Source organism: Ruegeria sp. AB6, from assembly GCF_056542685.1.
Window position 1 is genome coordinate 349,424 of record NZ_JBQGAD010000001.1, and the last position, 25,743, is coordinate 375,166.

A 25,743-nucleotide genomic window follows, 5' to 3' on the forward strand; every position below is an offset into this window, starting at 1 on the left:
TTCGCAGGCGGAATTACGGGTGGCTGGGCGGATCATTCGAACTCTCTCCAGGTCCAGCCGGGGCGCTTGGCGGTGATCGCCTCGCGGATTTCTTGCGGTGGCTCGGTGGTCTGAGCGGAATAGGTACCGAAGACTTCGAGCGTGTCGGTCGCACGCGCCGCGTGGAACCACTTTCCGCAACCATTGGCGTGGCGCCAGCGTTCGAAGTGAACGCCTTTGGGGTTTTCACGCATGAACAGGTAGTCGTGGAACTCATCATCCGACGAGCCGGGGCCATAGCGCTTGAGATGCGCCTCGCCGCCAGCGGCCAGTTCGGTTTCTTCGGCATCGACGCCGCAATATGGGCAATTCAGGATCAGCATCTGGTCATCCTTTCGGCAGCAGGTACACGGCAGTGTCCTGCGAAATCAGCGTGTCGGGCGCGTAAGATTTTTCGACGAAAAATCTCATCAGTGCGCCACCCCGGCGGCGACGCTTTCGTCGATGAAGCGGCCTTCTTTGAAGCGGTCCATCGTGAAGGCTTCGGTCAGCGGCGAATGACCCGTAGCCATCAGCTGCGCCATACCCCAGCCCGAGCCCGGAATGGCCTTGAAGCCGCCCGTGCCCCAACCAGCGTTGATAAAGCATCCACCCAGAGGCGTTTTCGACAGGATGGGTGAGCGGTCGCCGGTCATGTCCACGATCCCGCCCCACTGGCGCAGCATCTTCAGGCGCGAGATCATAGGGAAGGTCTCGACCAGCGCCCGCACGGTTTCTTCGATATGATGGAACGAACCGCGCTGGGTGAAGTTGTTGTAAGCGTCAGTGCCGCCACCGATGACCATCTCACCCTTGTCGGATTGCGACATGTAGCCGTGCACAGTGTTGGCCATCACAACCACGTCCATGCAGGGTTTGATCGGTTCGGACACCAGCGCCTGCAGTGCCACGGCCTCAAGCGGCAAACGGAAGCCCGCCATCTCGGCCAGCTGACCGGAATGGCCTGCGACCACAATGCCCAGCTTGTCACAGTCGATCGCGCCTTTGGTGGTGTCGACGCCCACAACGCGGCCATTTTCCTGCCGCACGCCGGTGACTTCGCATTGCTGGATGATGTCCATTCCCATGGCCGAACAGGCACGGGCGTAACCCCAGGCCACCGCATCGTGACGCGCGGTACCACCGCGTTCCTGCCACAGACCGCCCAAAACCGGATAGCGCGGCCCGTCCAGATTGATGATCGGCACCAGCTCTTTGACGCGCTCGGGCGTGATCCACTCGGTCTTCACACCTTGCAACGCGTTGGCATGGGCCGTGCGCTGATAGCCGCGGATCTCGTGCTGGGTCTGCGCCAACATGATTACGCCACGCGGGCTAAACATGATATTGTAGTTCAGATCCTGGCTCAGATCCTCGTAGAGGCTGCGTGCCTTTTCGTACAACGCCGCCGACGGATCCTGCAAATAGTTCGACCGGATGATGGTCGTGTTCCGGCCGGTATTGCCGCCACCCAGCCAGCCTTTTTCGATCACGGCGACATTCTGAATGCCGTAATTTTTACCTAAGTAATACGCCGTAGCCAAACCATGACCACCGGCACCGACGATGATCACGTCGTATTTCTTCTTAGGCTCGGGCGAACGCCAAGCGCGTTCCCACCCGGTGTGATAGCGCAGCGCTTCACGCGCCACAGCAAAGGCTGAATAGTGTTTCATAAGCGAATCCATCCGGTTCGGTGATTGTGCGAAGGTATGCCGCGTAACGACACTATACCCCTGCCGTTCAACGCCGTAATATCGCACTATTGCGACATAGCGCCCAATATTGCGTGTTGTAATCGTCTCGCGGCCATTTGTCCCTTTTTTCTACGCGCCTGCAGGTCTAAGTCAGGGCAGCTATACTGGAGCTGTCATGACTTTCTGGGCCCTCTTGATCCTCACCGCGCTGCTGATTGCCGCGTTCCTTGGCTATGCGATGTTCAGGGGGCGTAAAAACCGTGAACCCGCCGCAGCCTACGACCTGCGTGTGTATCGCGAGCAACTGGCAGGTGTTGATCGCGATCTGGCGCGGGGCGTCGTCAGCGAAGCGGACGCAGAACGTGTGCGAACCGAAATCTCGCGCCGCATTCTGGCCGCTGACGCGCAGATGCAGGCGCAAACGGATCAGGATGGACCGCCGCTCTGGGCCAATGTCGTCGCAATCTCGGTCGTTGCTGCCGTTTTAGTAGGCGGCGGATTCTGGATGTATCGTCAGATGGGCGCGGCCGGACTACCGGATCAGCCACTGGAGCTGCGCAAGGAGATGGCCGAAGCCTTACGGGCCGACCGCCCCAGCCAGGCTCAGGTCGAGGCCGACCTACCCGCCGCTCCACAGCCGCAACTGGACGAAAGCTACGCTGCCCTACTGGAGCAATTGCGTGAGACAGTCTCGGCACGCCCCGACGACCTGCAAGGCCATATCCTGCTGGCGCAACATGAGGCAAACGCAGGGAATTTCCGGGCTGCCTACGCCGCGCAGCAGCGGGTGATCGAACTTTCCGGTGACGCCGCTCCGGCGGATGCCTATTCGCATCTGGCCGAGATGATGATCCTGTCGGCAAATGGCTATGTCTCGCCCGAGGCGGAAGAGGCGTTGAAGCAGGCATTGCAGCGTGATCCGCGTCATGGCCCTGCAAACTACTATCTGGGGCAAATGATGGTTCAGGTCGGGCGTCCTGACATCGGCTATCGCATCTGGATCGACGCCCTGCGCGTCGCCCCACCCAGCGCGCCTTGGGTCGAGGCCATCTACGCCCAGCTTGACGATCTGGCTTTCCGGGCAGGCGTGTTTAACCCGCCAAATATCCCGGCACCGTCCGGCCCTAGCCGTGAAGACATCGACGCCGCCGCGGCTTTGACGCCAGAGGAACGGCAAGAAATGATCCAAGGCATGGTCAACCAGCTGTCAGATCGTCTGGCCACCGAAGGCGGTCCGGTCGAGGATTGGGCGCAGCTTATTGCCGCTTTGGGGGTTCTGGGTGAAGGCCAGCGCGCGATTGATATCATGAAAGAAGCCGTGGACATCTTTGCAGGCGATACCGAGGCGCTGGAACTGCTTGACGCAGCCGCGTTTCAGGCCGGGATCGCGCAATGATCCACGACGCGTTTGAAGATTTCGCATCGGCTCTTGCACCAATGACGGCGCTGATGGGGCTGGATCTGGGGGAAAAGACCATTGGGGTCGCGGTCTCGGACCGGATGCGCGGCGTGGCCAGCCCTCTGGAGACTGTTCGACGCAAGAAATTCACGCTCGATTCCGCACGCCTGCTAGAGCTGATTGCAGAACGTGAAATTGGCGGAGTTATTCTGGGCCTGCCGAAAAACATGGACGGATCCGAAGGCCCCCGGTGCCAGTCTACCCGCGCTTTTGCCCGCAATATGATGCGTCTGACCGATGTCCCCATCGGGTTCTGGGACGAACGCCTCAGCACTGTTGCGGCAGAAAAAGCACTGCTTGAGGCGGATACGACACGAAAACGTCGCGGACAGGTTATTGATCACGTCGCCGCCGGTTATATCTTGCAAGGAGCGCTGGACAGGCTGCGCTTTCTGTAAGGACGGATGACGCCTATGACAAACATGGTCTGGAAACGGAATGAGGTCGAAAGCCCTTGTGTCCAGATTTGCGTCGTGCACCCGACAGAGCGGATCTGCACCGGCTGCTATCGCACCATCGACGAGATCTCGCGCTGGTCCAAGATGGACAGTTCCGAACGTGCCGAGATCATGGAGTCCCTGCCCGACCGCAAGCCGCAGCTTGCAAAACGGCGCGGCGGACGGTCGGCGCGTCTGAACAAATCCTGACCCTACCTCCCCGGTTCCCGACCCCTGTGCCGCGCCTGCGCCGTTGCAGGTTGGTCTGAACTCCAAGGGGGTCAAGTTCGAAGACATTTTGTGAGTGAGTGGCAACCCACAACGGCGCGTTTCGGCATTTTTGTTGCCTCGCGTGGTCGACGGGGCAAACATTGGGACACTAGATTTTTTCTGACTGGTCAATCAAGAACAACATGTCGCCAAATGGGCTGACTTGGCGTCAATCCGCCGATCCTGACACTAGCCAGCGGCAAGCCAGGTCTTTGCGTTATCTATCTCTTCTGCCGGGAAAAACTGGGTACGCGCACCCAGCACATGGCTTGCGACGCGTTGCGCCAGATGTTGCCACGCCTTGTCGCCCACGATAGCCGCGCGATCCAGCCGTCCGATATGGCCGCTTGCCAGTCGGAAATGCGCAGCTAAAGCCGTAAGGCCCCGCCAGCCGTCAAAAGCGCTGAGGTCGATCAGCAGACGAAACCCGGTCTTGTCGCGCAGCAGATCGTCCAGATGCGCCCCGGCCTTTTGGTATTCGTCGGGGTCCAGCTTGCCCAACAGGCTGATCTGAACACAGGGTCCGCCCAAATCGGTCACATGGATCGAGCCCAAGGATTCGCGCAACCACCGCCGCGCCTCTTCGATATCGGCCAGTTCGAAAACCTGCATTGGACAGGGCATGATCGGCGCGGCCAGACGAGTGCTGGTCTGCACCCACCCCTGATCAGCCACCACGGCGATCCGATCAAAGCCGCGCCAATGGCTGAGACCCAGCTTGGTATCCGACCACGCCGCCCCCAGGTCATAGCCCTTGAACTCGGGCTGAACGACGGCCATCAGGCGCACGGTCTCATGCTCTGCCAGCGCCGCTTCGATCGCTGGAACAAGCGTTTCGCTGTAATCGGTGCTGGTGACTTCGCCGGACAGCTCGACTTCAATCTGCGCGCCGTCCGAACTTGTGTGAACCGTAATCATACCCCTAAACCTCCAAACCAAAACAATGGCGGCAGGTTACGGAGATTCGATCCACTCGGCCACACCCCCTGCGCATTCGGGGCGGAAATAGGCAATCATCCGACCGTCCGGCCCAGCATTTGCACCATCCGGCCACGGCGCGACCCCGTGCAGGCAATGGCGATGCAGCAAATACGCCTCGCCAGGTTTGGCGGTCAGTTCGATACGCGGGCAGGTGTCGAACACCTCGCGTCGGAAGGTTTGGTAGATGTCGGTGATATCCACCTCGTGCAGCCTGTCGCGAGGGTGATCCTTCAGCGCTTCTGCAAAAGCGGTGCGCAGGATTTTGTGGCTGCCCTCCCACAGAACCATGGGTGAGGCATCAGCACTGGCATCGGTCAGCGGTATTCCCAATATCCACGCGTGCGGCTCATCCACGCGGCGGCGGCGGTCCGGTCCCGTCGGGCGCAGACCATCCACATGCGCCGCATCCCGATTGCGTCGATACCGCGCTGCCGCCTCATTCTCGCCCCGGCGCGGTTTGGGGTAGCCGGGATAGATGATCGAGACCTGACCTTTGTGCAAGGGCAGTGTTCCGTACTGTTCGACAATAAACCCCATGGCCTGCCCGGACAGGACATCCGACTGCCCGACCCGTCCCTGCGCATCATTGTCCAGTGCATCTACGCCGATGAACCAAGTGCCCTCGCAATCCACCCATTGTGCATGGGCCGGATCCGCCACCGAGGCGCGTGCCTGTGGCAAAGCGTGCCGCACCCAATCAGCCAAAACCGGATCATAGGGAAACTTCACCCAGCCCCTCTCGTGGAAATCCATCACAGCCCCACCGCCTTGCGTAGCATGTTCAGCGCGACCAATGTCAGAAAGACCGCAAAGACCCTTTTGAGTGGCTTCGGGTCCATCGCATGGGCCAGTTTTACGCCCCAAGGCGCCGTAATCATGGTCATTGCGACCACGATGGCCAAAGCAACCAGATTGACCGCGCCGATGGTCAGCGGCGGGCGGTGTTCGGGCGCGATGCCCAGAAACAGAAAGCCTATGACCGACGGCACGGCGATGATTACACCAAACCCGGCAGCCGTCGCGACGGCACGGTGAATTGGCGTGTTGAACAGGCTCATAAGCGGCACGCCGAAACTGCCCCCTCCGATGCCCATCAGGACCGACAGGAACCCAACGCCCGGAGATAGGACCGCACGCCGCACGCCCTTGGGCATCGCGTCACCTAGCCGCCATTCCGACTTGCCCAACCCCATATAGGCCCCTATTACCATCCCAAGTACGCCGAACAGCGCCTGCAATGCCTCGGTTCGCAGGGCCGACGCCACCATCACGCCGAGGATTGCGCCCAGCGCGATGCCCGGCCCCCAGCCTTGCAGGATCGACCAATCCACCGCACCTTTCTTGTTATGGGCCAGAACCGAGCGGATTGACGTGACAATGATTGTGGCCAGCGAAGTTGCAAGACACAGCTGCATCAGTTGCGGACCGCCATAACCAAGCGTTTGAAACGCATAGAAAAAGGCCGGAACCAGAACGATCCCACCGCCAACACCCAGCAATCCGGCCAACACGCCCGCGAACGCTCCGATCACAAGCAAAAGTGCCAGCATCTGAACCAGCAACATCGTCTCTGGCATCTTTCCCCCATCCCGACCCAAAGGCCGCGTTTTGAATTCTCACGCGTCAGTCAAAGGCGCAACGCGGTCGAGCGCCTGCAACATGACCTCAGGCCCTGCCCCGTCCTGCACGGCCCCTTCGGACAAGGCCCGTCGCCAGGCACGCGCGCCGGGACGCCCAGCGAACAGACCCAGCATATGGCGGGTGATCTGATGCAAACGCCCCCCCGCGGCAAGGTGCTGCTCGACATATGGCACGATTTTTTTGACCACATCGATCGGATCGGCGGCCTGCCCGACTCCGTAGATCAGCGGGTCCGCCTCTGCCAGAATATCGGCGGGCTGGTGATAGGCAGCTCGGCCGATCATGACACCATCCAGCCCTTGATCCAGATGCTCTTGCGCCTGTTTCAGCGAGATGATGCCGCCATTGATCGACACATGCATATCGCTGAACTGCGTCTTCATCCGGTGCACCAAATCATAATCGAGCGGCGGGATATCGCGGTTTTCCTTGGGGCTGAGCCCCTGCAGCCACGCCTTGCGCGCATGAATGGTGACGCGTTCGCACCCTGCCGCGCGTATGGCCTGAAGAAAGGCGGGCAGAACCTGCTCCGGGTCTTGATCATCAACGCCGATCCGGCATTTGACCGTGACCTCGACATCGACCGCATCGCGCATCGCGGCCACGCATTCGGCCACGCGGGCCGGGTCTTTCATCAGCACCGCGCCGAATGTGCCCGATTGCACGCGGTCCGACGGGCAGCCGCAGTTCAGATTGATCTCATCGTACCCGACCTCGCCTCCCAGACGCGCGGCTTTCGCCAGTTCGGCGGGGTCCGACCCACCCAGTTGCAGCGCTACGGGATGTTCCTGCGGGCTATAGTCCAACAGATGCAGCGCCCCGCCGCGTACCAGAGCGGGGGCCGTGACCATCTCGGTGTAAAGCAGGGTCTCGGCGCTCAGCAGACGGTGCAGATACCGGCAATGGCGGTCTGTCCAATCCATCATGGGGGCCACGCTCAGGCGCGCTGCATTTCGTATTTCGTTCGTCACCAGGTTCGCCTTACACGCTCAAGAAAGGCACCTTTACAAAGCATTTGGTGCCGAATTGCCGATTCGAGTGCGGCACCCTTTATCACATACGCTCGAAACGAACAGCAGCAGGCGACGAAACGCGGCCGCATTCGATCAAGGCCGGTCAACAGGCGAAAAGCGCGTCAGTACTTTTCCGTATGGGTCACAGCGCGCCACCCCTTGGGCAAAGGGGCGCTCAGCAACTCATGCGCGCGGGTTTTCATGACAACCGACGCGGGGTCGCCGCCACGCAGTTGATCTGCCGCCTCAAACGCTGCAATCGCCTGCTCGAACCGTTTGGCCCGGTAATGTGCCAGCCCTTGTTCGTAGGCCAAAATCCAGTCGTCAGGGGCGTCGAACCCATCTCTCATGCCGATCAGCTCATAAACCACCAGCTCCTGATCCCGCCCAAAGAGGGTCAGTGTGTCCAGTTCCCGCACGACAATCGCATCGCCCGCCTCGCGCCGCGTTTCCGGGCCGATCAGGATCAAAGTGCCAAAAGACCGGTTCGCCCCTTCCAACCGGCTGGCCACATTCACCACATCACCGATGGCCGTATAGTTGAGCCGCTGTTCCGAACCGATATTGCCCACCAGAGCTTCACCGCTGTTCAAACCGATGCGCACACGCAGGGGGTGCCCAGCGTCGTCCACGATACCGGCCTCATCGACAGCGGCGATCAGGTCCAACGCGGCGCGGCAAGCATTTTCGGCGTGATCGGCATCGGTACGCGGAGCGCCCCAGAACGCCATTACCGCATCCCCCATGAACTTGTCGATGGTGCCGTCATGGCGAGTAATCGCGGTCGATGCCGCGCTGAAAAACGGCTCCATCAATTGTACGATGCGCGGACCCAGCTTTTCGGACAGCCCAGTGAAGCCGGTCACATCGCAAAACAGGACTGAGATCCGTTTGATGTCCCCGCCCGGTTGCGATTTGATGCCCTCGGCAACCAGCATGCGCACCAGATCGGTCGGGACATATTTGCGAAAAGCCGACAAACCGGCCGCCATGCTCGCAGTTGCAGCAGACAGATTGGCCAGTTCGGACAGCTTCGAGGGCCTGCGCGAGATCTCTTCGACGTCAAACCGTTCGATTTTGTTTAGGTCTTCGGCGATGCGCGCCAGCGGTTTGGCCACAATGCTGCGTGCCAGCCAGATCGTCGACCCGATGGCCAAAGTCACCACGACGATAAGAATATACAGCAGGTTGATCAGCGTCTTGTCGATCCCTGACAAGAACGCAGATTCCGGGATCACCGTGGCCACCCGCCATCCATAAAACCCCAGCGGGGTCAGTGCGACCGCGTAGGGAACCCCGTCGATCACCACCCTCTGGTTCTGGCTGCCCGCCGCTTTGGCCTTGGAGCCGCCTAAAAGCTGTTCGCCCGAGATCATGGCAACTTCGTAAAGTTCGCCTTCGCCCATCCGCGCAGGCGTCACCTCATCCGCTTCTTGATCAGGAACAGCGATGACCTTGCCATCCGCGTCCAGAATAAAGGCCGCCCCGAACTCACCGGGGTTCAAAGTGGCCAGAAAGCGCGAAAGCCGGTCCGTTTCGATCGCGACGGCCAAGACACCTTCGCGTCTGCGGTTCACATCGACAGGTCCAGCAAACGCGTAAACGGTTTTGTTGCTGCCCGGCAAATCACGTGCTTCGATCCACCCCTGAGAGTTCAGACCCATGAAATTCCCAAACCACGCGTGGTCACGGGGGTCATAAGTGGTCTCCGAAAAGGTGCGCGCCTCAAACTGAATGTCGCCGGGGATGAAAATATACTGGTCCTTGCGCAACATGCGGTCGTGGATTTGGTCGTCAATTTCGACCATCTCAAGCCCACCATCACCCAGACGATGCGAGGCAAAGAAATTGCCGTCCGGCCAGCCAAAGAAAATCCACGAGATGTTGGGCTGTGCCTGCAATTGCGACAGAAACACGAATTCGCGCTTATCGGCCTGACGGGTCTCAATAACGTTTTGCACAAAGATCGTACGCACCGCCGCCCAGGCGGCCTCGGCCGAGCCCAGCGTCGCGCCCACCTCGGTGCGCACGGTATTGGCGATCTGCGTGTTGATTTCTGCAGCCAGCATACGGCTGTTATCGCGCGCCGTCGTCCACCACAAGGAATGGACCACAAACGTCGAGACGCCGATCGAGAAGGCAACCAGGATTGAGACAGCGATGCCGACGCTAAGTCGCATGAACGCTCCGAAAAAGTAACGTTTGACACAGTATTCCGTTCAGAACGGAAAAGAAGCAAAGCTTACTTTGATTTTGCGCGAAAATCTCACGCAAGTGTTAAAGATGCGTCATCACGCGTCATCGGCAAACCTGCAAGCAGAGGTAGAAACACCCGCGCAGGATTGCCACGCCGCAACCGCGCTGTGGATCACTGGCCATAGCGGCTCAGGATCATCTCAACGCTGCTGTTGATCGTGTCGGTCATTTCGGCCTCGCTCAGGACACTGCCGGTGAACACCATCGGCCAGAACGCCCGCGCCTTGATCAATCCGATGAACTCCTGCCCGGCGGCGTCGGGGTCGTCGATTTGCAACTGGCCGTCCTCTGACGCGTCCCGCAACATCCGAATGAACACCGAGGTCTTGTCCAGTTTGCCCTGCGCTGCCGCCGCAAGTTCGGGGCTGCGCAAAACTTCGCTGATCACCATACGCGACATTGCCATCACCTCGGGCAGCATCAGAATACGCCCTTCGGCCCAAGCCAGTTCAGTCAGTTGCTCGCGGATATCGCGGCCCTTTTCATAGCGGATATCCAGCACACCGGCGAACCGGTTCGACAGCTCCACCACGATAGACCGGAACAAATTTTCTTTGCTTTCGAAATACTTGTACAATGTACGCTTGGACACTTCGGCGCGAGCAGACACACGGTCCATACTGGCCGCCGCGAACCCCTTTTCCTGGAACTCGGCGACGGCAGCTTCGATGATCTGAGCGTGTTTGGCCGCATTCGGCGCGCTGATGTCGTTCATATCTGCAAGCTATAAGCCCATTGACAGAGCAAGGTCAAACACTAGGTAAACGCATGGGTTTACACTGATGGGAGCGTCACCTATTGTAAACCCGCAAGTTTACCGATTCAGGTAACCAGCCCAACATGGAGTATCCCCCTCATGTCACTGACCTTGAAACTGAACGGCCAGACCCACACGGTCGATGCCGAACCCGGCACGCCCCTTCTGTGGGTGATCCGGGATGAATTGAAGCTGACCGGAACCAAATTCGGCTGCGGCGTCGCGTCCTGCGGTGCGTGCACCGTGCATCTGAATGGCGAGCCCGTGCGCTCGTGCCAAACTTACATCGAAGATGTCGAAGATGCTGAGATCACGACGATCGAGGCCGTCGGCGACGACAAGATCGGTGCCGCAGTCCAGCAGGCCTGGGTCGAACTGGACGTGGTTCAGTGCGGCTATTGCCAGTCGGGCCAAGTGATGTCGGCTGTCGGGTTGCTGTCCGAAAACCCCAAGCCCTCGGCCGAGGAAATTGACGAATACATGTATGGCAACGCCTGTCGCTGTGCCACCTATCAACGCATCCGCGCCGGCGTCCAGCGCGCGTCCGAGATTCTGGAGGCCTGATCCATGACCATCAACACCTCTCGCCGTGGGTTTCTGAAAGGCGCCGCTGCTGCCGGTGCCGTACTGCTGGTCGGCGCCCGCCCCGATGGCGCGCTGGCGGCGGCCTCGTCCGAGACCGCTCAGTTCAACCCCTTCGTGAAAATCGATGCTGATGGCACAGTGACGGCCATCGTGAAGCATTTTGAAAAGGGTCAAGGCCCGGCCACCGGCCTGCCGACGCTGATCGCCGAGGAAATCGGCCTGACCATGGATCAGATCGAATATGAATTCGCGCCGTCGGACCCGAATGTCTATAACAACCTTCTGTTCGGTCCTTTCCAGGGCACCGGCGGATCTACCGCGATGGCGAATTCCTGGCTGCAATATCGCCAGGCAGGCGCTGCCGCACGCGAGATGCTGATCAACGCCGCCGCCCAAAGCTGGGGCGTGGATGCGTCGGGCATTACCATCGAAGAAGGCATCGTCAAGGCCGGTGACAAGTCCGCTCCGATTGCGGAGTTCGTGGCAGCCGCTGCTCAGCTAGAAGCGCCGGCCGAGCCACGCCTGAAAGACCCGTCCGAGTTCCGCCTGATCGGCAACGCAGCCGTGCGCCGCAAGGACTCGGCTATCAAGGGCAACGGTCAAGCGATGTATGCGATGGATGTGCATCTGCCGAACCAGATGGTCGCGATGATCAAGCGCCCGGAATCCAAGGGCGGTGTCGCACTTGGCTTTGATGACAGCGCATCGAAAGAGGTCAAAGGCTATATCAGTGCCGCCGTTCTGCCCAATCAGGCGGGCGTTGCGGTCTATGCCGAAAACACTTGGGCCGCGATCCAGGCGCGCGACGCGCTTGAGGTCGACTGGGACATGTCGGGGGCCGAGACCCGCGACTCGGATCAAATCAGGTCCGAGATCATGGCCGCGCTGGATGCTGAACCCACCTACAACGTGAACAAGGCGGATGTTGGAACGGTTTCGGCAGCCATCGACGGCGCGGATAAGGTGGTCGAAAAGACCTTCTACTTCCCACTGCTGGCCCACGCACCGATGGAGCCGTTGAACTGCACCATCGAACAAACTGCTGAGGGTGACATCGTCCTGCATGACGGCGCACAGATGCCGACGGGCCCTCATATGGCCTATCAGCAGATATTCCAGCTGCCACCCGAGAAGATCCACATCAAGACTATGCTGGCTGGTGGTTCCTTTGGCCGTCGCGCCACGCCCGATGCGGACTATCAGGTCGAAGCCGCGCTGGCCTTTGTGGTCACCGATCGCTCGCGCCCAGTGAAACTGGTCTGGACGCGGGAGGATGACATTCGCAGCGGTTACTATCGCCCCGCCTTTGGCCATAAAGTCCGTGTGGGTCTGGATACGGACGGTAAAATCGTTGGCTGGCAACATCAGATCGCCGGGCAATCGGTGATAAAAGGCACCGCGTTCGAGGCCGTTCTGGTGCATGACGGCGTCGATCACAGCTCGGTCGAAGGTGTGGCTGACAGCCCATATGCCATCCCTGGAATGGCCGTTGGCCTGACCGACACACCCAAGGCGACAACGGTTTTGTGGTGGCGCTCGGTGGGTCATACCCATACAGCCTATGCGATGGAAACTATGATGGACCTAGTGGCCGAAGCCGCAGGTCGTGACCCGGTTGAATTCCGTCTGGCCCATCTGTCGGACAGCGCCAACCCCGATCAGCAGCGCAAAGCCGCCGTTTTGAAACTGGCCGCTGAAAAAGCGGGCTGGGGCAATGCGCCTGCTGGCCGTTCGCAAGGAATCGCGGTGCATAAATCCTTTGGGTCTTATGCGGCCGAGGTCGTTGAAATCTCGGGCGATCCGGAAGACGGCATCAAGATCGAAAAGGTCACCTGTGCCGTGGATTGCGGCATCGCGGTGAACCCGGATGTGGTCAAAGCGCAGATGGAAGGCGGCATCGGCTATGGCATCGGCCATGTGATGCGTGACCAGATCACGCTGACAAGCGGGGCGGTCGATCAGTCCAACTTCCCGGATTACGAGCCGCTGCGCATCAGTGATATCGCCGCCATCGACGTGCATATCGTGCCCTCTGCCGAGGCGCCGACCGGTGTGGGCGAGCCCGGAACGCCTCCGTCGGCACCGGCACTGGCCAATGCGATCCACGCGATGTCAGGCGTTCTGGTGGCCGAGCATCCGATGGCCGAAAACGGTGTCAGCTTCGCCTGACCCCCTGCCCCGCGCCGCCTGAACTCGGCGCGGGGTTAATTTGATCAAATTTCGTGACAAGGCGCGCCGTGTCGACTAAACCTCGGGAGAACCACAATGATGGAGCCCCCGATGGACCTGAGCGCCTTGCACAGTTTTCGCGTTGCAGCCTGTGACCTGAACGGTCAGTTGCGGGGCAAACGCGTGCCGCCCTCGTATTCCGACAAGCTGGACAATGGGTCCGTGCGGATGCCGTTCTCGGCGCTGAATGTGGATCTGTGGGGCGCGGATATTGACGGCAGTCCGCTGGTGTTTGAATCCGGTGATGCCGATGGTGTGCTGCTGCCTACCGATCGCGGCGCGGTCCCAATGCCTTGGCTTGAGGTGGACACCGCACTGGTGCCCATGGGTCTGTACGACGACCACGGCACCCCCTTCGCCGGAGACCCCCGCCACGCGCTTGGCGCTGTGCTGGACCGTTATACCCAGCGCGGCTGGTCGGTAATCGCGGCGACCGAGCTGGAATTCACTCTGCTCGATTCCTCGGGCGCGCAGCCACAACCGCCGATGAACCCCATTACCGGGCGCAGGCTGGTGGATGAGGCTGTTCTGTCCATGGCCGAGATGGACGCGTTCGATGCCTTTTTCACCGAGCTTTACGATGGCTGCGCCGCGATGGGCATCCCCGCCCAGACCGCCATTTCCGAAAGCGGCATCGGCCAGTTCGAAATTAACCTGAACCATCAGGATGCGATGCGTTGCGCCGACGATACATTGCTTTTCAAGGTATTGACGCGCGGACTTGCCCGCAAGCACGGGTTTACCGCAACGTTCATGTCCAAACCCTATGCTGATGATGCGGGCAACGGGATGCATGTGCATTTCTCGGTCGTGGATCAGGCCGGTCGGAACGTCTTTGACAATGGCGGCCCCGAGGGGACGGACACGCTGCGCCACGCAGTTGCAGGGTGTCTGGCGGCGATGCCCGGTAGCACGCTGATCTTTGCGCCGCACGGCAATTCCTACACCCGGCTCGTGCCCGGTGCCCACGCGCCCACCGGTGCAAGTTGGGCTTACGAGAACCGCACCGCTGCCCTGCGCATTCCCGGCGGTGCCCCTGCCGCCCGCCGGATTGAACATCGCGTGGCCGGTGGCGACATCAACCCCTACCTGATGCTGGCCGCCGTTCTGGGTGCCGCGATGAACGGGATCGAGGACGCAGCTCAGCCGCCCGCCCCGATCACCGGCAACGCCTATGAAATCGGTGGCCTGCCCCAACTGGCGGGCGATTGGGAGGCCGCGATCACTACCTTCGAATCCGACCCCAAAGTGGCGCGCATCTTCCCTGCTGATTTGATCCGCTTTCTGGCGATGACCAAACGGCAGGAAGTCCGACGCTTCGCCGAGCGTCCCCCCGAAGAGCACTGGCTAAGCTACGTCGAGGCCGTCTGACCCCCCTTGCCCGGCCCCTTTGGGTTCGTTAGAATGAATTTGATCAAATTTGGTGACTCATGAAAATCGGCATCCTTGTAACCGGCCACCCCCCGGACGAACTGTACGGTGAGTTCGGCACCTATGACGGCATGTTCCGTGCCTTGCTTGGGGGGAACGGGTTCACGTTCGAAACCTACAACGTCGTTGATGGAGAGTTTCCCGCCAGCACGGATGCGGCTGAGGGCTGGGTCATCACCGGCTCGCGCCATGGCGCCTATGAGGACCATCCCTGGATACCGCCGCTTGAAGACCTGATCCGAGCCATCCGGGACCGTGGCCAGCCGTTGATTGGGGTGTGTTTCGGGCATCAGATTATCGCTCAGGCACTAGGCGGCAAGGTCGAGAAATTTCAGGGTGGCTGGGCCGTTGGGCGCACCGACTATGACCTTGATGGCCAGACAGTTACGCTGAATGCGTGGCATCAGGATCAGGTAGTCGCCCTACCCGACGGCGCGCGTGTCACCGGCACCAACGATTTCTGTCGCAACGCCATGGTGGCTTATGGCGACACGATCTGGACCGTACAGGCCCACCCCGAATATGGTGACAGCTTTATCCAGGGCCTGATTGAGACACGCGGCAAGGGCCTTGTGCCTGACGAATTGATGCAAGCGGCCACAAACCGCCTGCCTGCCAATGACGACAACCCAAAGATCGGGCAATTCATGGCGGAGTTTTTGAAGAAAGAGAGGGCCTGATGGCCGACTGGACAGATCAACTGCCGCAGGCAGCCCGCAGCTATTTCGACGGCCACCGACTGGATGAGGTCGAATGCATCATCTCGGACCTGCCCGGTATCGCGCGCGGCAAGGCAGTGCCCGCCTCGAAATTCGCCAAGCAATCTTATTTCCACCTGCCAGACAGCATCTTTTACCAGACCATCACCGGTGATTGGGGCGAGGCCGCGGGCGAAGATGGGTTCATCGAACGGGACATGATCCTGAAGCCGGACTTTACGACTGCATCCGCCGCACCGTGGACCGGCGACTGGACGCTGCAGGTAATCCACGATGCCTACGACCGCGATGACAACCCAATCCCGTTCAGCCCGCGCAACGTCCTGAAACGCGTGGTGCAACTGTATCACGACAAGGGCTGGAAACCCGTCGTCGCGCCCGAGATGGAGTTCTTTCTGGTTGCCCCCAACGTGGATCCCGCGCAAAGTATCAAGCCGATGATGGGCCGCTCGGGCCGTCCGGCGGCCGCGCGGCAGGCTTACTCGATGACGGCCGTGGACGAATTCGGCCCGGTGATAGACGACATCTACGATTTCGCCGAACACCAAGGGTTCGAGATTGACGGCATCACCCAAGAAGGCGGAGCGGGCCAGCTGGAGATCAACTTGCGCCACGGCAATCCGGTCAAGCTGGCAGATGAGGTCTTTTATTTCAAACGCCTGATCCGCGAAGCCGCCCTGCGCCACAACTGCTTTGCCACCTTCATGGCGAAACCGATTGTGGATGAGCCCGGCTCGGCCATGCATATCCACCATTCGATCATCGACATGGAGACCGGGCAGAACATTTTCTCGGGCCCGCAAGGGGGCGAGACGGACGCGTTTTACCACTTCATCGCCGGGTTGCAGAACCACCTGCCCTCGGGTCTGGCGGTGATGGCGCCCTATGTGAACTCGTATCGCCGCTACGTGAAAGATCACGCCGCGCCGATCAATCTGGAATGGGCACGCGACAACCGCACCACCGGCATCCGCGTGCCGCTGTCGGGGCCCGAGGCGCGCCGGGTCGAAAACCGCATCGCCGGGATGGACTGCAACCCCTATCTGGGCATCGCGCTGTCACTGGCCTGTGGCTATCTGGGCTTGGTCCAACAGGAACGCCCACGCCGTCAGTTTTATGGCGACGCTTACGAAGGCGAAGGCGATATCCCTCAGGTCATGGGCAATGCTCTGGACCTGTTTGATGAGGCGACCGCCCTGCACGAGGTTCTGGGCCCCGAATTTGCCCGCGTCTACGGCATCGTCAAACGCGCCGAGTATGAAGAGTTCCTGCAGGTTATCTCTCCGTGGGAGCGTGAGCATCTGCTGATGAATGTCTGAACTGCGATGAACCTGCTTTATTCCAACGACCGCAAGGCTGAATATCCAGCCAGCTGGTACGCGGCCACGGTCAATCCTATCGACCGGTTTCCCGCGCTGACTGGCAATGAAAAGGCGGATGTCTGCGTGGTCGGCGGCGGCTATACTGGCCTGTCCGCAGCGCTGCATCTGGCCGAGGCCGGGTTCAGCGTGGTGCTGCTTGAGGCGCATCGCGTGGGCTTTGGTGCGTCGGGCCGCAATGGCGGTCAGTTGGGCAGCGCACAACGGATGGATCAGGAAGACCTTGAGCGGCTGGTTGGTGATGACGATGCGGTGAAGCTGTGGGATCTTGCCGAGGATGCGAAGGCACTGGTCAAATCGCTGATTGCGAAACACCAGATCGACTGCGACCTGAAACCGGGCGTTGCCGTTCTAGGCCTGTCCAGCGGAGAACAGCAGGAATTGCACGATCACGCGGCTCACTTGTCTGACCGCTATGGCTATGACCAGATGGAGCTGCTGGACGAAGGCGCGGGCCACGGTCTGTGCCCCTCGCCCGCCTATCGCGGAGGCTATCTGGATATGGGTGCGGCGCATCTGCATCCGCTGAACTATGCGCTGGGTCTGGCGCAGGCAGCGGCCAAGGCAGGCGTGCGGATATATGAAGGCACCGAGGTGACGGGGGTCGAGGAGACCTCACCCGCCATCGTTCACACCGCGCAGGGCAAGGTCACGGCCGATCACGTCATTCTGGCCTGCAACGGATATCTGGGGGGCCTGAACAGCAAGGTCGCTGCGCGGGTCATGCCGATCAACAATTTCATCGCTGCGACCGAACCTTTGGGCACAGATGCTGCCCGTGTTCTGACCCGTGACGTAGCGGTGGCCGATACGAAATTCGTGGTGAACTATTTCCGCCTCAGCGCCGATAACCGGCTGCTGTTTGGTGGCGGCGAAAGCTATGGCTATCGCTTCCCGGCGGACATCGCCGCCAAAGTCCGCAAACCGATGACAGAGATTTTCCCACACCTGCGCGACGTCAAGATCGACTATGCCTGGGGCGGCACACTGGCGATCACCATGCGGCGGATGCCGTATCTGACGCGGGTTGCGCCCAATATCCTGTCCGCCTCGGGCTATTCCGGCCATGGGGTTGGCACGGCAACCCATGCGGGACAGTTGATGGCGCTGGCCATCCAAGGCCAAGCCGAAGGGTTCGACACCATGGCCCGCGTCCCCGCCCTGCCCTTCCCCGGAGGCCCCGCCCTGCGCAACCCCCTGCTGGTGCTGGCGATGACGTGGTTTGCGTTGCGGGATCGGTTGGGAGTTTGATTGAAAAGTAGCCAAACGCGGCGGCGCAAACTGTCTCAACACACGAAAACCGCTAGATTGCGATCTGGCGTCCGCTCGAATTGGACCACGCGTGGCAACGCGCGAGAAATCCATTGCCGTCCAGTACGTTCCACCACGGCCAACTCTCTAGCCACAATTCGTCGAAGCAGACATTTCGAGGTACAAGCTGGACGAGTTCCAAGTTTTGTGCCTGTAACTCCAACAAGACATTGTTCTTTCGGCTACATTCCCTGACATATGCCGGAATCCCCACTCATTTGCGGCGTCGAGCTCATCTACTCGAACCGGATGGCCTCGCCGCGCCAGATCAGGGCGCTTTACACCCAGCATCTCTTCGGTCGGCTTGCCGCGGAAGTTGACCTGATCGGTGGTGACTTCCTCACCCTGAGCAAAGGGCGTCTGCGTCCCAGCGCGGGCCGCGTATTCCCACTCTGCCTCAGTGGGTAGGCGATAAACTTCGCCCCCCACTTTCTGGTTGAGCCATTTTGTATATGCAAGCCCGTCCAGATATGACACATCGACGACCGGGTAATTACCACGAATGTCTATGCACGGCCCATCAATGCGCGGTGTGCAAGCACGCGGGATATGCCCCCCGCAACCTCCGTCGTTGACGCAGGCCATCCATTGATCATGGGTCACCTCGCTGCGCCCCATTGCGATAGGCATATCGATCGTTACTTGGTGAAGCGGTCCCTCGTGATGGGCGATATAGGGCTCTTCCGGTGTCGCAAGACGAAATCCCTTTTTGTCCCAATGGAAGTTGCGCTTGGATTCTCCCGGTGCAGCGCCCATCAGAAACTCTCCCAACGGCAACACGATCATCTCGGGGCAGACGTCGCATTCCTGGAACATCTCAAGCGGCGCGACTTCGGTTCCGTCGGACAGGACGTATTGCGCATGAGCTGGCAGAGCGAGAATGGACAGTGAAAAAGCAAGTCTAGCAAGCATGATGGCAACAATCCGGACCGTGAAATGCAACATGTAGATTGTCCCATTGCCACCCGGATTCCCCTACGGATACAAGACGCAATCCGGCGGTCGGGATGCAATTGCCCTCAAATACAACAGTTCGGTGAAATTTCGCAGCATGTTCACGTAGGGGCTTGGATTGAAATTCTTTTAGCTTTATTTTTTCCAAAGATAGAATTTGGGAAAATCAAATATGACGCTTCCTCCTAACGTTCATGACGCCGAACCCATCCCTGCCGCCGCGCGTGAGGCCATCGACGCCCTGATGCAGTCGGGCGACCTGTTCCGCTATACCGCGCCGCAAGACGCGCCTGTTGCGCTGCTGGAAAGCGAATTCGCGGCCCTCTTGGGCACGAAATATGCGCTGGCCGTATCGTCCTGCTCGGCCGCTTTGTTCCTGTCGCTCAAGGCGTTGGGCCTGCCGCGGGATGCGCAGGTGCTGATCCCCGGATTTACATTTGCGGCCGTGCCGTCCTCGGTCGTCCATGCGGATTGCATTCCGGTTTTGTGCGAAGTGGGCGAGAATTATCGCATCGACATGGCCGATTTCGAGGCCAAGCTGGACAGTGTTCAGGCCGTCATCATCAGCCATATGCGCGGGCATACTTCCGACATGGACGCAATCATGGCGTTGTGCGATGCGCGCGATATTCCCGTGATCGAGGATGCGGCCCATTCGCTGGGCACCACCTGGCATGGGCGCAATATCGGCACGATTGGCAAGGTCGGCTGTTTCTCATTCCAGTCCTACAAGATGATCAACGCGGGCGAAGGTGGCATTCTGATCACCGACGACGCCGATCTGGTGGCCCGCGCCGTGATCATGTCGGGCGCGTATGAGCATAACTGGAAAAAACACAAAGGCCCGCATGGCGACAACTCGCCCGAATTGGAGCAAGCCTTTTCTCGCTGGCAGAACCAATTGCCGCTGTATAATTTGCGGATGAGCAACCTCAGCGCCGCCGTGATCCGGCCGCAGATCCCAGAGCTGGCGCGCCGCGTCAAAGACGGGCTCGCCAATCACGACTACGTGGCCGACCGATTGAACACCTCGCCTTATATCAACGTCCCTGCCCCGCTTGCGCCGGAACAACGTGCACCGGATTCGATCCAGTTCAACCTAGTGAACCTGAGCGATGATGATATCCGCGCCTTTGCCGCAGCATCCGAGGCGCGAGGCGTCAAGGTTCAGGTCTTTGGCCTGAGCGAAGACAACGCCCGCGCCTTCTGGAACTGGCAGTTCCTGCCCGAACAGGTCGATCTGCCCCAAACGCGCGACATGCTGATGAAAGCCTGCGACGTTCGGCTGCCCGTCCGCCTGACACGGGAAGAGCTGGACGTGATTGCCGACATCCTGCTGGCCTCGGTCGGTGAGGTCACCGCCCCCGAGATGGCGTTCGGCACCTGAGCGTCAGTGCGAGGGTACGTAGACAACTCGGCTGGACACAAACAGCGCCGCGATCCCTTCGGGGGTTGCGGCGACGCGCGATAAGACACCAGCCACAGCCAGCCCTGATGGCGTGTCGATCAATAAGGGCGCGCCGGAATCCCCCATCATTACAGGGCAACGCGCGATCATCAGCGCATCAGTCCGCCGAACAACCGGACATGGGTTCGCACGGCTGAGGACATGCGGCCGCACCCCAGCATAACCCGCGACCAATCCGGTCAACATATCCTGCTCTGTCAGAGGAAAAGAACCCAACGTCCGGCCAATCGGGTTCTCCAGTTCAAGCACCGCCCAATCCAGTTCAGGTCCGTCATTGAATGCAGTGCCTTGGCCTTCGGGCAGGACATAGCGCTTGGCGGTCGAGACCGCGGAGGCCTCCCCTCGCTGATACCCAGCAGCAAAGCGGATATTGGATGGCGGTATCCAGAGCTGACGCGCGGCATTGTAAAGGCAATGCGCGGCGGTCAGAACCAGATCATCCGCACCAAAACGCCGGTGCAATGAGATCGCTGGGCCCTGCTGGCAAAATTGACTCGTCCGATTGCGCGCCATGGCGGTTCAGCCGCATCCAGTATTTCGCGGGCACGGATATCTGCGCAACCATCATCCGCAGCAGACCCAAGCGTGCAGATCGGCGACCACGGCTCAGAAAACTGCCCTTGCGCATAAACGAGCGTTGCCCAACACAGCACGACGCCCGTCAGCACCCAGCGCATGGCAGGTTCAGTTCAGTTTGGATAGTTTCTGCTGAAGCTCGGCAAGCTGCTTTTTGATGTCGTCCAGATCTTCTTTCGGTTCGGATCTGGCCTCATCTTCCTTGTCGGGGCCAGACCACTGGCCAGACAATCCGCCGGTCATCGCCTTCAGAAAAGCCTGTTGCTGCGCCTGCATCGCCTCGAACCCGGGCATCTGGGACATCGGGTTCATGGCGTTCATGTTCTCCATCATCTTGGACTGGCTTTCGCGCAGCATATCGAACGAGCTTTGCAAGAACTGCGGCATCATTCCACCTCCCGGCAGCATGTAACTGCGGACCAGATCGTTCAGCACGTTCACCGGCAGCACGTTTTCGCCCCGGCTTTCATGTTCCGCAATGATTTGCAGCAGATATTGGCGTGTCAGGTCATCCCCTGTCTTCAGGTCGATAATCTGCACTTCGCGCCCATCGCGAATGAACACCGCGATATCCTCTAGCGTGACGTAGTCGCTGGTCTCGGTGTTATACAGCCGACGGCTGGCATAGCGTTTGATCAGCAACGGTTTTTCTTGTTCTGACACCGTTTACCCTCCCCAAGGATGATGCGTTGCAGCAGAGATTATGCGACTGCAGAACAAAAAGAAAGGGCAGGTCTTTCGACCTGCCCAACGCGATTGCACCAGATGGGAGGAATGGGTGCGCCTCGCGGCCTTACTTACTTGGCAGCTGTTGCTTTCTTGGCAGCAGCAGTCACCTCGTTGGTGGCTTTCTTGACAGCAGCAGTTGCGTCTTCTGCAGCGTCTTTACCGGCAGCCATCAGCAGCTCGACGGTTTCGCTCTGAACTTTTTTCGCGATTTCAGCGAAAGCAGCCAGGTTTTCTGCGGCAACTTCAGCCGACGCGCTTGCGAAGTCGGTTGCGGCTTTTGCGTAGTCGGCAGGCTCTGCCTTTGCTTTCGACATCTCGGTCAGTTTGGCCAGAGTGTCTTTGGTCCATTTGTTCGAGATTTCTGCCGATTTCTCTGCAGCTTCCAGAGCAACACCCGACAGTTTTTCGTTCAGGGTTGCGGTCGACTTGAAGGCACCTTCCAGAGCGGAAGTGTCAACGGGGAATGCGCCCATGATGTCTTTCAGGGTCGCGGTGAAGTCAGGGGTCTTTGCCATTGTCCAAATCCTTTTTGCCGAACCGGGCCCGCCCCGGTTTTCATCAGCTTGAGGACAATATGATTGCTGCATCGCAGCATTGCAAGATTTTTTTGCTGCAACGCAGAAAAAACTTCGGATTCCCTTACTAATCAATCAGTTGCTTTGGCCAATACATAGGTACCGGGCGCGGGACACAGAGACGGGTGGTTCGAATCGCCCGGCTCACGCGCCGGAATCTGCTTGCCAGACCGCTTTCTCAACCACGCTTCCCAAAGCGGCCACCAGGACCCTTCATGGAAATCGGCATCCTTCATCCAGCTGTCAGCGTCCAGCTGCATGTCTGGGTTGGTATAATGCCCGTATTTCTTTTTGCTGGGCGGATTCACGATGCCTGCGATATGACCCGATTCCGACACCACAAAAGTTTTCGACCGTGACCCCATCTGCTGCACGCCGCGGTAACAGTCTTTCCAGGCCGCGATATGATCGGTCTCGCAGGTGATTGACATTAACGGCACGTCGACATCCCGGATATGCAGCTTGTGCCCCAACAGTTCAAACCCGTCCGTGACAAAATCATTGCTTTGACACAGCCCACGCAAATACTCGACCGCCATGCGGCCTGGCAGGTTGGCCCCATCTCCGTTCCAGTACAACAAATCAAACGCCGGAGGTGTTTCGCCCATCATGTAGCTGCGGATTGCGGGGCCGTAGATCAGGTCGTTGGAGCGCAGAAAGGACATGGTTCGCCCGATGACCCAGGCTTTTAGCACGCCATCCTTACCGATCTGGTCTTCGATGCCGTTGACGAAGTCGTTTTGCAGAAACGGGGTGAACTCTCCCTGTTCGCCAAAATCGGTCAGAGTGGTGAAGAACGTGGCCGACTTGATCGACTTGTCCCCGCGCTGCTTCAACAGCGAAAGCGTCAGGCTTAGTGTGGTGCCCGCGATGCAATAGCCGACCGCATTGACTTGCTTGACCTTGCAAATGTCCTTCACCTGCTCGATCGCGGTCAGGTAACCTTCTTCAATATAGTCCCCCATGCCGATTTCGGCGTGGGATGCGTTCGCATTTGCCCAACTGACGACAAATAGGGTGTAGCCCTGCTCCGTTACCCATTTGATCAGGCTGTTCTGGGCTTTGAGGTCCAGAATGTAGAATTTGTTGATCCAGGGCGGGAACAGGACAATCGGCGTTTCATGCACTGTCTCGGTTGCCGGTTTGTACTGGATCAGCTCCATCAACCGGTTGCGATAGACCACCTCTCCCGGTGTCGTGGCGATATTGCCGCCCACTTCAAAGGCGCTGTCATCCGCCAGTCGAACAACCATCTCGCCATCATTGGCCTCCAGATCGGAAACAAGGTTCTCCAGCCCTTTGATCAGCGACTGACCTTCAGTCTCGACCGCTTTTTCCAGCGCATCAGGGTTTGTGGCCAGAAAATTTGTCGGAGACATCATGTTGATGATCTGTTGCGAAAAAAAGTGAAGACGCTGCTTGTCTTTGGCATCCATGTCATCGACCGAGGCCACTGCTTCTGAAATCGCATCGGCATTTGTCTGGTATTGCTGGCGGACGAAGCGGAAATAAGGGTTAGTCTCCCAAAGCGGATTGGCAAAACGTTTGTCTTTGGCTACTGGTGCCGCCCCCTCAACTTCGCCCGTTGTCAGCGCCTGCTGCGCTTCGGCAAAGTTCATGACAGACTTGCTCCAATAGGCAATCTGGTGTTCCAACAGCTTGGCGGGATTTTGCCAAGCCTCGGCCATATATGCCGTTGCTGCTTTTGCGAAAAGCTCTTGATTCGGGCCGTCCAACGCGGGGGAATGCGCCTTCTTCCCGGCCATGACCTCGACCAGCCGCTTCGACAGCTCTTCGACTTTGTTCATATTTTCTTTAAGCCGTTCAAGATGTTCTGCGGACAATTCCTGCGCCTGGTCTTCACTTGTTGTCATTTTAACAATTCCCCCGTAATCTTGCTGCTATGCAGAATAACGTCGCGGCAGCCGCAGCGCAAAGCGACGAATGGTCCGAAGTTTAGGGCTGTCACTCAGGAGGTTCGCCCGATGCGCTACATGATGACCTATGATCTGATGGAAACCATGCGCAACACCAATCAATGGATGGGTGCGACCGCCAGTGCGATGGCCTCTTACCCGTTGTTTTCGATGGTGCCGAACCCTGCGTTCAGCATGATGGCAGCCTGGGGCGAGGTCACGGAACGCACATTCCAGCGCATGATTGTCAAGCCTGACTGGGGCATTCGCACCTTCACCTGCGAAGATGGCAAGGACCATCTTGTCGACATCGTGCCGGTGGTCGAGCGTGCGTTTGGCGACCTGATCCACATCCGCGTCAACGGTCGCGAAGAACAGCCGCGCAAGGTTCTGCTGGTTGCCCCAATGTCGGGCCACTATGCGACGTTGCTGCGATCGACAGTCAAAAGCCTGCTGGTCAATTGCGAAGTTTATGTCACCGATTGGCATAATGCGCGCGATATCCCTGTGTCCGAAGGCAAGTTCGATGTCGAGGACTATACACTCTACCTTGTCGATTTCATGAAAGAACTTGGCCCGGAAACACATGTTGTTGCCGTATGCCAGCCCGCGCCCCTTACCCTGGCTGCCACGGCTTACCTGGCCGAGGTGGAACCCAAGGCACAACCCAGCACTCTGACACTGATCGGTGGGCCGGTCGATCCAGACGCGACTCCGACGGATGTCACCGATTTTGGCCGCCGCGTTACAATGGGCCAGCTGGAAGAAACCATGATCCAGCGTGTGGGCTTTAAGTACAAAGGCGTCGGCCGCATGGTCTATCCCGGCCTGTTGCAGTTGGCCTCGTTCATGTCGATGAACGGAGAGCGCCACAGCAAGGCCTTCACCGACCAGATCCAGCGTGTCATGCGGGGCGAGGCCTCGGATCATGACGCGCACAACCGTTTCTACGATGAGTATCTGGCAGTGATGGACATGACGGCCGAGTTCTACCTGTCTACCGTCGAACGCATCTTCAAAAACCGCGAAATTGCGCGGAATGAATTTGTGGTGGCCGGGCACAAGGTGGATATAGGCAAGATCACCGATGTCGCGGTAAAATCAGTTGAGGGCGCGAATGACGATATCTCGGCCCCTGGCCAATGTATCGCGGCCCTTGATCTTTGCACCGGTCTGCCCGATGCGAAAAAGGCCAGCCATGTGGAACCCGGCGCGGGGCACTACGGTATTTTTGCGGGCCGCAGCTGGCGCGACAATATCCGCCCGCTGGTGATCGACTTCATGAACGCCAACACACGCAAACCGCGCCGCCGGGCCGCCAACAAGAACAAAGTCGCCTGAG

Annotated in this window: 24 protein-coding genes; 11 read left to right on the forward strand and 13 right to left on the reverse strand. The window is 59.3% G+C overall.

Going from position 1 to position 25,743, the window contains the following annotated elements:
* Positions 1-32: 32 nt before the first annotated feature.
* Together ACR0DB_RS01740 and ACR0DB_RS01745 are read right to left on the reverse strand one after the other, a co-directional pair.
* Positions 33-362, reverse strand: coding sequence for a sarcosine oxidase subunit delta (locus ACR0DB_RS01740; RefSeq protein ID WP_170770384.1), 330 nt, complete (start codon positions 360-362; stop codon positions 33-35).
* Positions 363-449: 87 nt separating this feature from the next.
* On the reverse strand, positions 450-1,694 hold the full coding sequence (locus tag ACR0DB_RS01745; RefSeq protein WP_170770382.1) for a sarcosine oxidase subunit beta family protein: 1,245 nt from the start codon (positions 1,692-1,694) through the stop codon (positions 450-452).
* A gap of 196 nt (positions 1,695-1,890) precedes the next feature.
* On the opposite strand from ACR0DB_RS01745, the gene ccmI reads away from it, so the two are divergent.
* From ccmI to ACR0DB_RS01760, 3 genes are read left to right on the forward strand one after another with little or no spacing between them, the layout of a single operon-like run.
* Entirely contained in the window at positions 1,891-3,111 is a 1,221-nt protein-coding gene (gene ccmI, locus ACR0DB_RS01750) for a c-type cytochrome biogenesis protein CcmI (protein WP_480548464.1), read from the forward strand.
* Positions 3,108-3,572, forward strand: a complete 465-nt coding sequence (ruvX, locus tag ACR0DB_RS01755; RefSeq protein WP_170788873.1) for a Holliday junction resolvase RuvX — start codon at positions 3,108-3,110, stop codon at positions 3,570-3,572. The genes ccmI and ruvX overlap by 4 nt, the downstream gene beginning before the upstream one ends.
* A 15-nt stretch (positions 3,573-3,587) precedes the next feature.
* Entirely contained in the window at positions 3,588-3,821 is a 234-nt protein-coding gene (locus ACR0DB_RS01760; protein ID WP_170770376.1) for a DUF1289 domain-containing protein, read from the forward strand.
* A 249-nt stretch (positions 3,822-4,070) separates the two neighbouring features.
* Here ACR0DB_RS01760 and ACR0DB_RS01765 read toward each other — a convergent pair whose 3' ends face one another.
* The 6 genes from ACR0DB_RS01765 to ACR0DB_RS01790 form a co-directional block, all read right to left on the reverse strand.
* On the reverse strand, positions 4,071-4,799 hold the full coding sequence (locus ACR0DB_RS01765; RefSeq protein WP_170770374.1) for a SpoIIAA family protein: 729 nt from the start codon (positions 4,797-4,799) through the stop codon (positions 4,071-4,073).
* A 36-nt stretch (positions 4,800-4,835) separates the two neighbouring features.
* Complete coding sequence (locus tag ACR0DB_RS01770) at positions 4,836-5,615, reverse strand: hypothetical protein (RefSeq protein ID WP_480548466.1); 780 nt, start codon at positions 5,613-5,615, stop codon at positions 4,836-4,838.
* A complete protein-coding gene (locus ACR0DB_RS01775) occupies positions 5,615-6,439 on the reverse strand; it encodes a sulfite exporter TauE/SafE family protein (RefSeq protein WP_480548468.1) in 825 nt (274 codons plus the stop codon). Before ACR0DB_RS01775 ends, ACR0DB_RS01770 begins: the two co-directional genes overlap by 1 nt.
* 39 nt (positions 6,440-6,478) lie before the next feature.
* Positions 6,479-7,474 (reverse strand): tRNA dihydrouridine(20/20a) synthase DusA, encoded by a 996-nt coding sequence (gene dusA, locus ACR0DB_RS01780; RefSeq protein ID WP_480548470.1) that lies wholly within the window; start codon positions 7,472-7,474, stop codon positions 6,479-6,481.
* A 164-nt stretch (positions 7,475-7,638) separates the two neighbouring features.
* On the reverse strand, positions 7,639-9,696 hold the full coding sequence (locus tag ACR0DB_RS01785) for an adenylate/guanylate cyclase domain-containing protein (protein WP_170782672.1): 2,058 nt from the start codon (positions 9,694-9,696) through the stop codon (positions 7,639-7,641).
* A 188-nt stretch (positions 9,697-9,884) separates the two neighbouring features.
* Complete coding sequence (locus ACR0DB_RS01790) at positions 9,885-10,487, reverse strand: TetR/AcrR family transcriptional regulator (RefSeq protein ID WP_170770365.1); 603 nt, start codon at positions 10,485-10,487, stop codon at positions 9,885-9,887.
* A 141-nt stretch (positions 10,488-10,628) separates the two neighbouring features.
* Here ACR0DB_RS01790 and ACR0DB_RS01795 point away from each other — a divergent pair, with 141 nt between their 5' ends.
* From ACR0DB_RS01795 to ACR0DB_RS01820, 6 genes are all read left to right on the forward strand, one after another.
* Positions 10,629-11,093: a (2Fe-2S)-binding protein gene (locus tag ACR0DB_RS01795; protein WP_170752479.1), complete on the forward strand. Its 465-nt coding sequence runs from the start codon at positions 10,629-10,631 to the stop codon at positions 11,091-11,093.
* A gap of 3 nt (positions 11,094-11,096) precedes the next feature.
* Positions 11,097-13,283 carry a xanthine dehydrogenase family protein molybdopterin-binding subunit gene (locus tag ACR0DB_RS01800; RefSeq protein ID WP_480548473.1) on the forward strand — a complete coding sequence of 729 codons (2,187 nt, stop codon included), beginning with the start codon at positions 11,097-11,099 and terminating at the stop codon, positions 13,281-13,283.
* Positions 13,284-13,394: 111 nt separating this feature from the next.
* Entirely contained in the window at positions 13,395-14,714 is a 1,320-nt protein-coding gene (locus ACR0DB_RS01805) for a glutamine synthetase family protein (RefSeq protein WP_480549088.1), read from the forward strand.
* 59 nt (positions 14,715-14,773) lie between these two features.
* Positions 14,774-15,454: a type 1 glutamine amidotransferase gene (locus ACR0DB_RS01810; RefSeq protein WP_480548475.1), complete on the forward strand. Its 681-nt coding sequence runs from the start codon at positions 14,774-14,776 to the stop codon at positions 15,452-15,454.
* A complete protein-coding gene (locus ACR0DB_RS01815) occupies positions 15,454-16,812 on the forward strand; it encodes a glutamine synthetase family protein (RefSeq protein ID WP_480548477.1) in 1,359 nt (452 codons plus the stop codon). The genes ACR0DB_RS01810 and ACR0DB_RS01815 overlap by 1 nt, the downstream gene beginning before the upstream one ends.
* A gap of 6 nt (positions 16,813-16,818) precedes the next feature.
* Positions 16,819-18,123 carry an NAD(P)/FAD-dependent oxidoreductase gene (locus ACR0DB_RS01820; protein ID WP_480548479.1) on the forward strand — a complete coding sequence of 435 codons (1,305 nt, stop codon included), beginning with the start codon at positions 16,819-16,821 and terminating at the stop codon, positions 18,121-18,123.
* A gap of 147 nt (positions 18,124-18,270) precedes the next feature.
* On the opposite strand, the gene ACR0DB_RS01825 is transcribed toward ACR0DB_RS01820, so the two are convergent.
* A complete protein-coding gene (locus ACR0DB_RS01825; protein WP_480548481.1) occupies positions 18,271-19,095 on the reverse strand; it encodes a formylglycine-generating enzyme family protein in 825 nt (274 codons plus the stop codon).
* Between the two features lie 214 nt (positions 19,096-19,309).
* Between ACR0DB_RS01825 and ACR0DB_RS01830 the strand changes: the two genes are divergently transcribed.
* Positions 19,310-20,524 carry a DegT/DnrJ/EryC1/StrS family aminotransferase gene (locus tag ACR0DB_RS01830; RefSeq protein WP_480548483.1) on the forward strand — a complete coding sequence of 405 codons (1,215 nt, stop codon included), beginning with the start codon at positions 19,310-19,312 and terminating at the stop codon, positions 20,522-20,524.
* A 3-nt stretch (positions 20,525-20,527) separates the two neighbouring features.
* On the opposite strand, the gene ACR0DB_RS01835 is transcribed toward ACR0DB_RS01830, so the two are convergent.
* From ACR0DB_RS01835 to ACR0DB_RS01850, 4 genes are all read right to left on the reverse strand, one after another.
* A complete protein-coding gene (locus tag ACR0DB_RS01835) occupies positions 20,528-21,067 on the reverse strand; it encodes a trypsin-like serine peptidase (protein WP_480548485.1) in 540 nt (179 codons plus the stop codon).
* Between the two features lie 222 nt (positions 21,068-21,289).
* The gene (gene phaR / locus ACR0DB_RS01840; protein WP_480548487.1) at positions 21,290-21,844 is read right to left on the reverse strand and encodes a polyhydroxyalkanoate synthesis repressor PhaR; all 555 of its coding nucleotides are present in this window, start codon (positions 21,842-21,844) and stop codon (positions 21,290-21,292) included.
* 134 nt (positions 21,845-21,978) lie between these two features.
* The gene (locus ACR0DB_RS01845) at positions 21,979-22,425 is read right to left on the reverse strand and encodes a phasin family protein (RefSeq protein WP_170770646.1); all 447 of its coding nucleotides are present in this window, start codon (positions 22,423-22,425) and stop codon (positions 21,979-21,981) included.
* A 131-nt stretch (positions 22,426-22,556) separates the two neighbouring features.
* Positions 22,557-24,359: a PHA/PHB synthase family protein gene (locus ACR0DB_RS01850; RefSeq protein WP_170770345.1), complete on the reverse strand. Its 1,803-nt coding sequence runs from the start codon at positions 24,357-24,359 to the stop codon at positions 22,557-22,559.
* A 111-nt stretch (positions 24,360-24,470) separates the two neighbouring features.
* Here ACR0DB_RS01850 and phaZ point away from each other — a divergent pair, with 111 nt between their 5' ends.
* Positions 24,471-25,742, forward strand: a complete 1,272-nt coding sequence (phaZ, locus tag ACR0DB_RS01855; protein WP_170770343.1) for a polyhydroxyalkanoate depolymerase — start codon at positions 24,471-24,473, stop codon at positions 25,740-25,742.
* The last annotated feature ends 1 nt before the right edge of the window (position 25,743 follow it).

Excerpts from the sequence above, each read along its gene's own strand:
- ACR0DB_RS01810 (WP_480548475.1), top strand. The coding sequence starts at position 14,774 with ATGAAAATCGGCATCCTTGTAACCGGCCACCCCCCGGACGAACTGTAC.
- ACR0DB_RS01800 (WP_480548473.1), top strand. The coding sequence starts at position 11,097 with ATGACCATCAACACCTCTCGCCGTGGGTTTCTGAAAGGCGCCGCTGCT.
- ACR0DB_RS01790 (WP_170770365.1), bottom strand. The coding sequence starts at position 10,487 with ATGAACGACATCAGCGCGCCGAATGCGGCCAAACACGCTCAGATCATC.
- phaZ (WP_170770343.1), top strand. The coding sequence starts at position 24,471 with ATGCGCTACATGATGACCTATGATCTGATGGAAACCATGCGCAACACC.
- ACR0DB_RS01740 (WP_170770384.1), bottom strand. The coding sequence starts at position 362 with ATGCTGATCCTGAATTGCCCATATTGCGGCGTCGATGCCGAAGAAACC.
- ACR0DB_RS01760 (WP_170770376.1), top strand. The coding sequence starts at position 3,588 with ATGACAAACATGGTCTGGAAACGGAATGAGGTCGAAAGCCCTTGTGTC.
- ccmI (WP_480548464.1), top strand. The coding sequence starts at position 1,891 with ATGACTTTCTGGGCCCTCTTGATCCTCACCGCGCTGCTGATTGCCGCG.
- ACR0DB_RS01770 (WP_480548466.1), bottom strand. The coding sequence starts at position 5,615 with ATGGATTTCCACGAGAGGGGCTGGGTGAAGTTTCCCTATGATCCGGTT.
- ACR0DB_RS01825 (WP_480548481.1), bottom strand. The coding sequence starts at position 19,095 with ATGCTTGCTAGACTTGCTTTTTCACTGTCCATTCTCGCTCTGCCAGCT.
- ACR0DB_RS01820 (WP_480548479.1), top strand. The coding sequence starts at position 16,819 with ATGAACCTGCTTTATTCCAACGACCGCAAGGCTGAATATCCAGCCAGC.
- ACR0DB_RS01795 (WP_170752479.1), top strand. The coding sequence starts at position 10,629 with ATGTCACTGACCTTGAAACTGAACGGCCAGACCCACACGGTCGATGCC.
- ACR0DB_RS01785 (WP_170782672.1), bottom strand. The coding sequence starts at position 9,696 with ATGCGACTTAGCGTCGGCATCGCTGTCTCAATCCTGGTTGCCTTCTCG.
- ruvX (WP_170788873.1), top strand. The coding sequence starts at position 3,108 with ATGATCCACGACGCGTTTGAAGATTTCGCATCGGCTCTTGCACCAATG.
- ACR0DB_RS01830 (WP_480548483.1), top strand. The coding sequence starts at position 19,310 with ATGACGCTTCCTCCTAACGTTCATGACGCCGAACCCATCCCTGCCGCC.
- ACR0DB_RS01765 (WP_170770374.1), bottom strand. The coding sequence starts at position 4,799 with ATGATTACGGTTCACACAAGTTCGGACGGCGCGCAGATTGAAGTCGAG.
- ACR0DB_RS01850 (WP_170770345.1), bottom strand. The coding sequence starts at position 24,359 with ATGACAACAAGTGAAGACCAGGCGCAGGAATTGTCCGCAGAACATCTT.
- ACR0DB_RS01745 (WP_170770382.1), bottom strand. The coding sequence starts at position 1,694 with ATGAAACACTATTCAGCCTTTGCTGTGGCGCGTGAAGCGCTGCGCTAT.
- ACR0DB_RS01805 (WP_480549088.1), top strand. The coding sequence starts at position 13,395 with ATGGACCTGAGCGCCTTGCACAGTTTTCGCGTTGCAGCCTGTGACCTG.
- ACR0DB_RS01845 (WP_170770646.1), bottom strand. The coding sequence starts at position 22,425 with ATGGCAAAGACCCCTGACTTCACCGCGACCCTGAAAGACATCATGGGC.
- ACR0DB_RS01775 (WP_480548468.1), bottom strand. The coding sequence starts at position 6,439 with ATGCCAGAGACGATGTTGCTGGTTCAGATGCTGGCACTTTTGCTTGTG.
- ACR0DB_RS01815 (WP_480548477.1), top strand. The coding sequence starts at position 15,454 with ATGGCCGACTGGACAGATCAACTGCCGCAGGCAGCCCGCAGCTATTTC.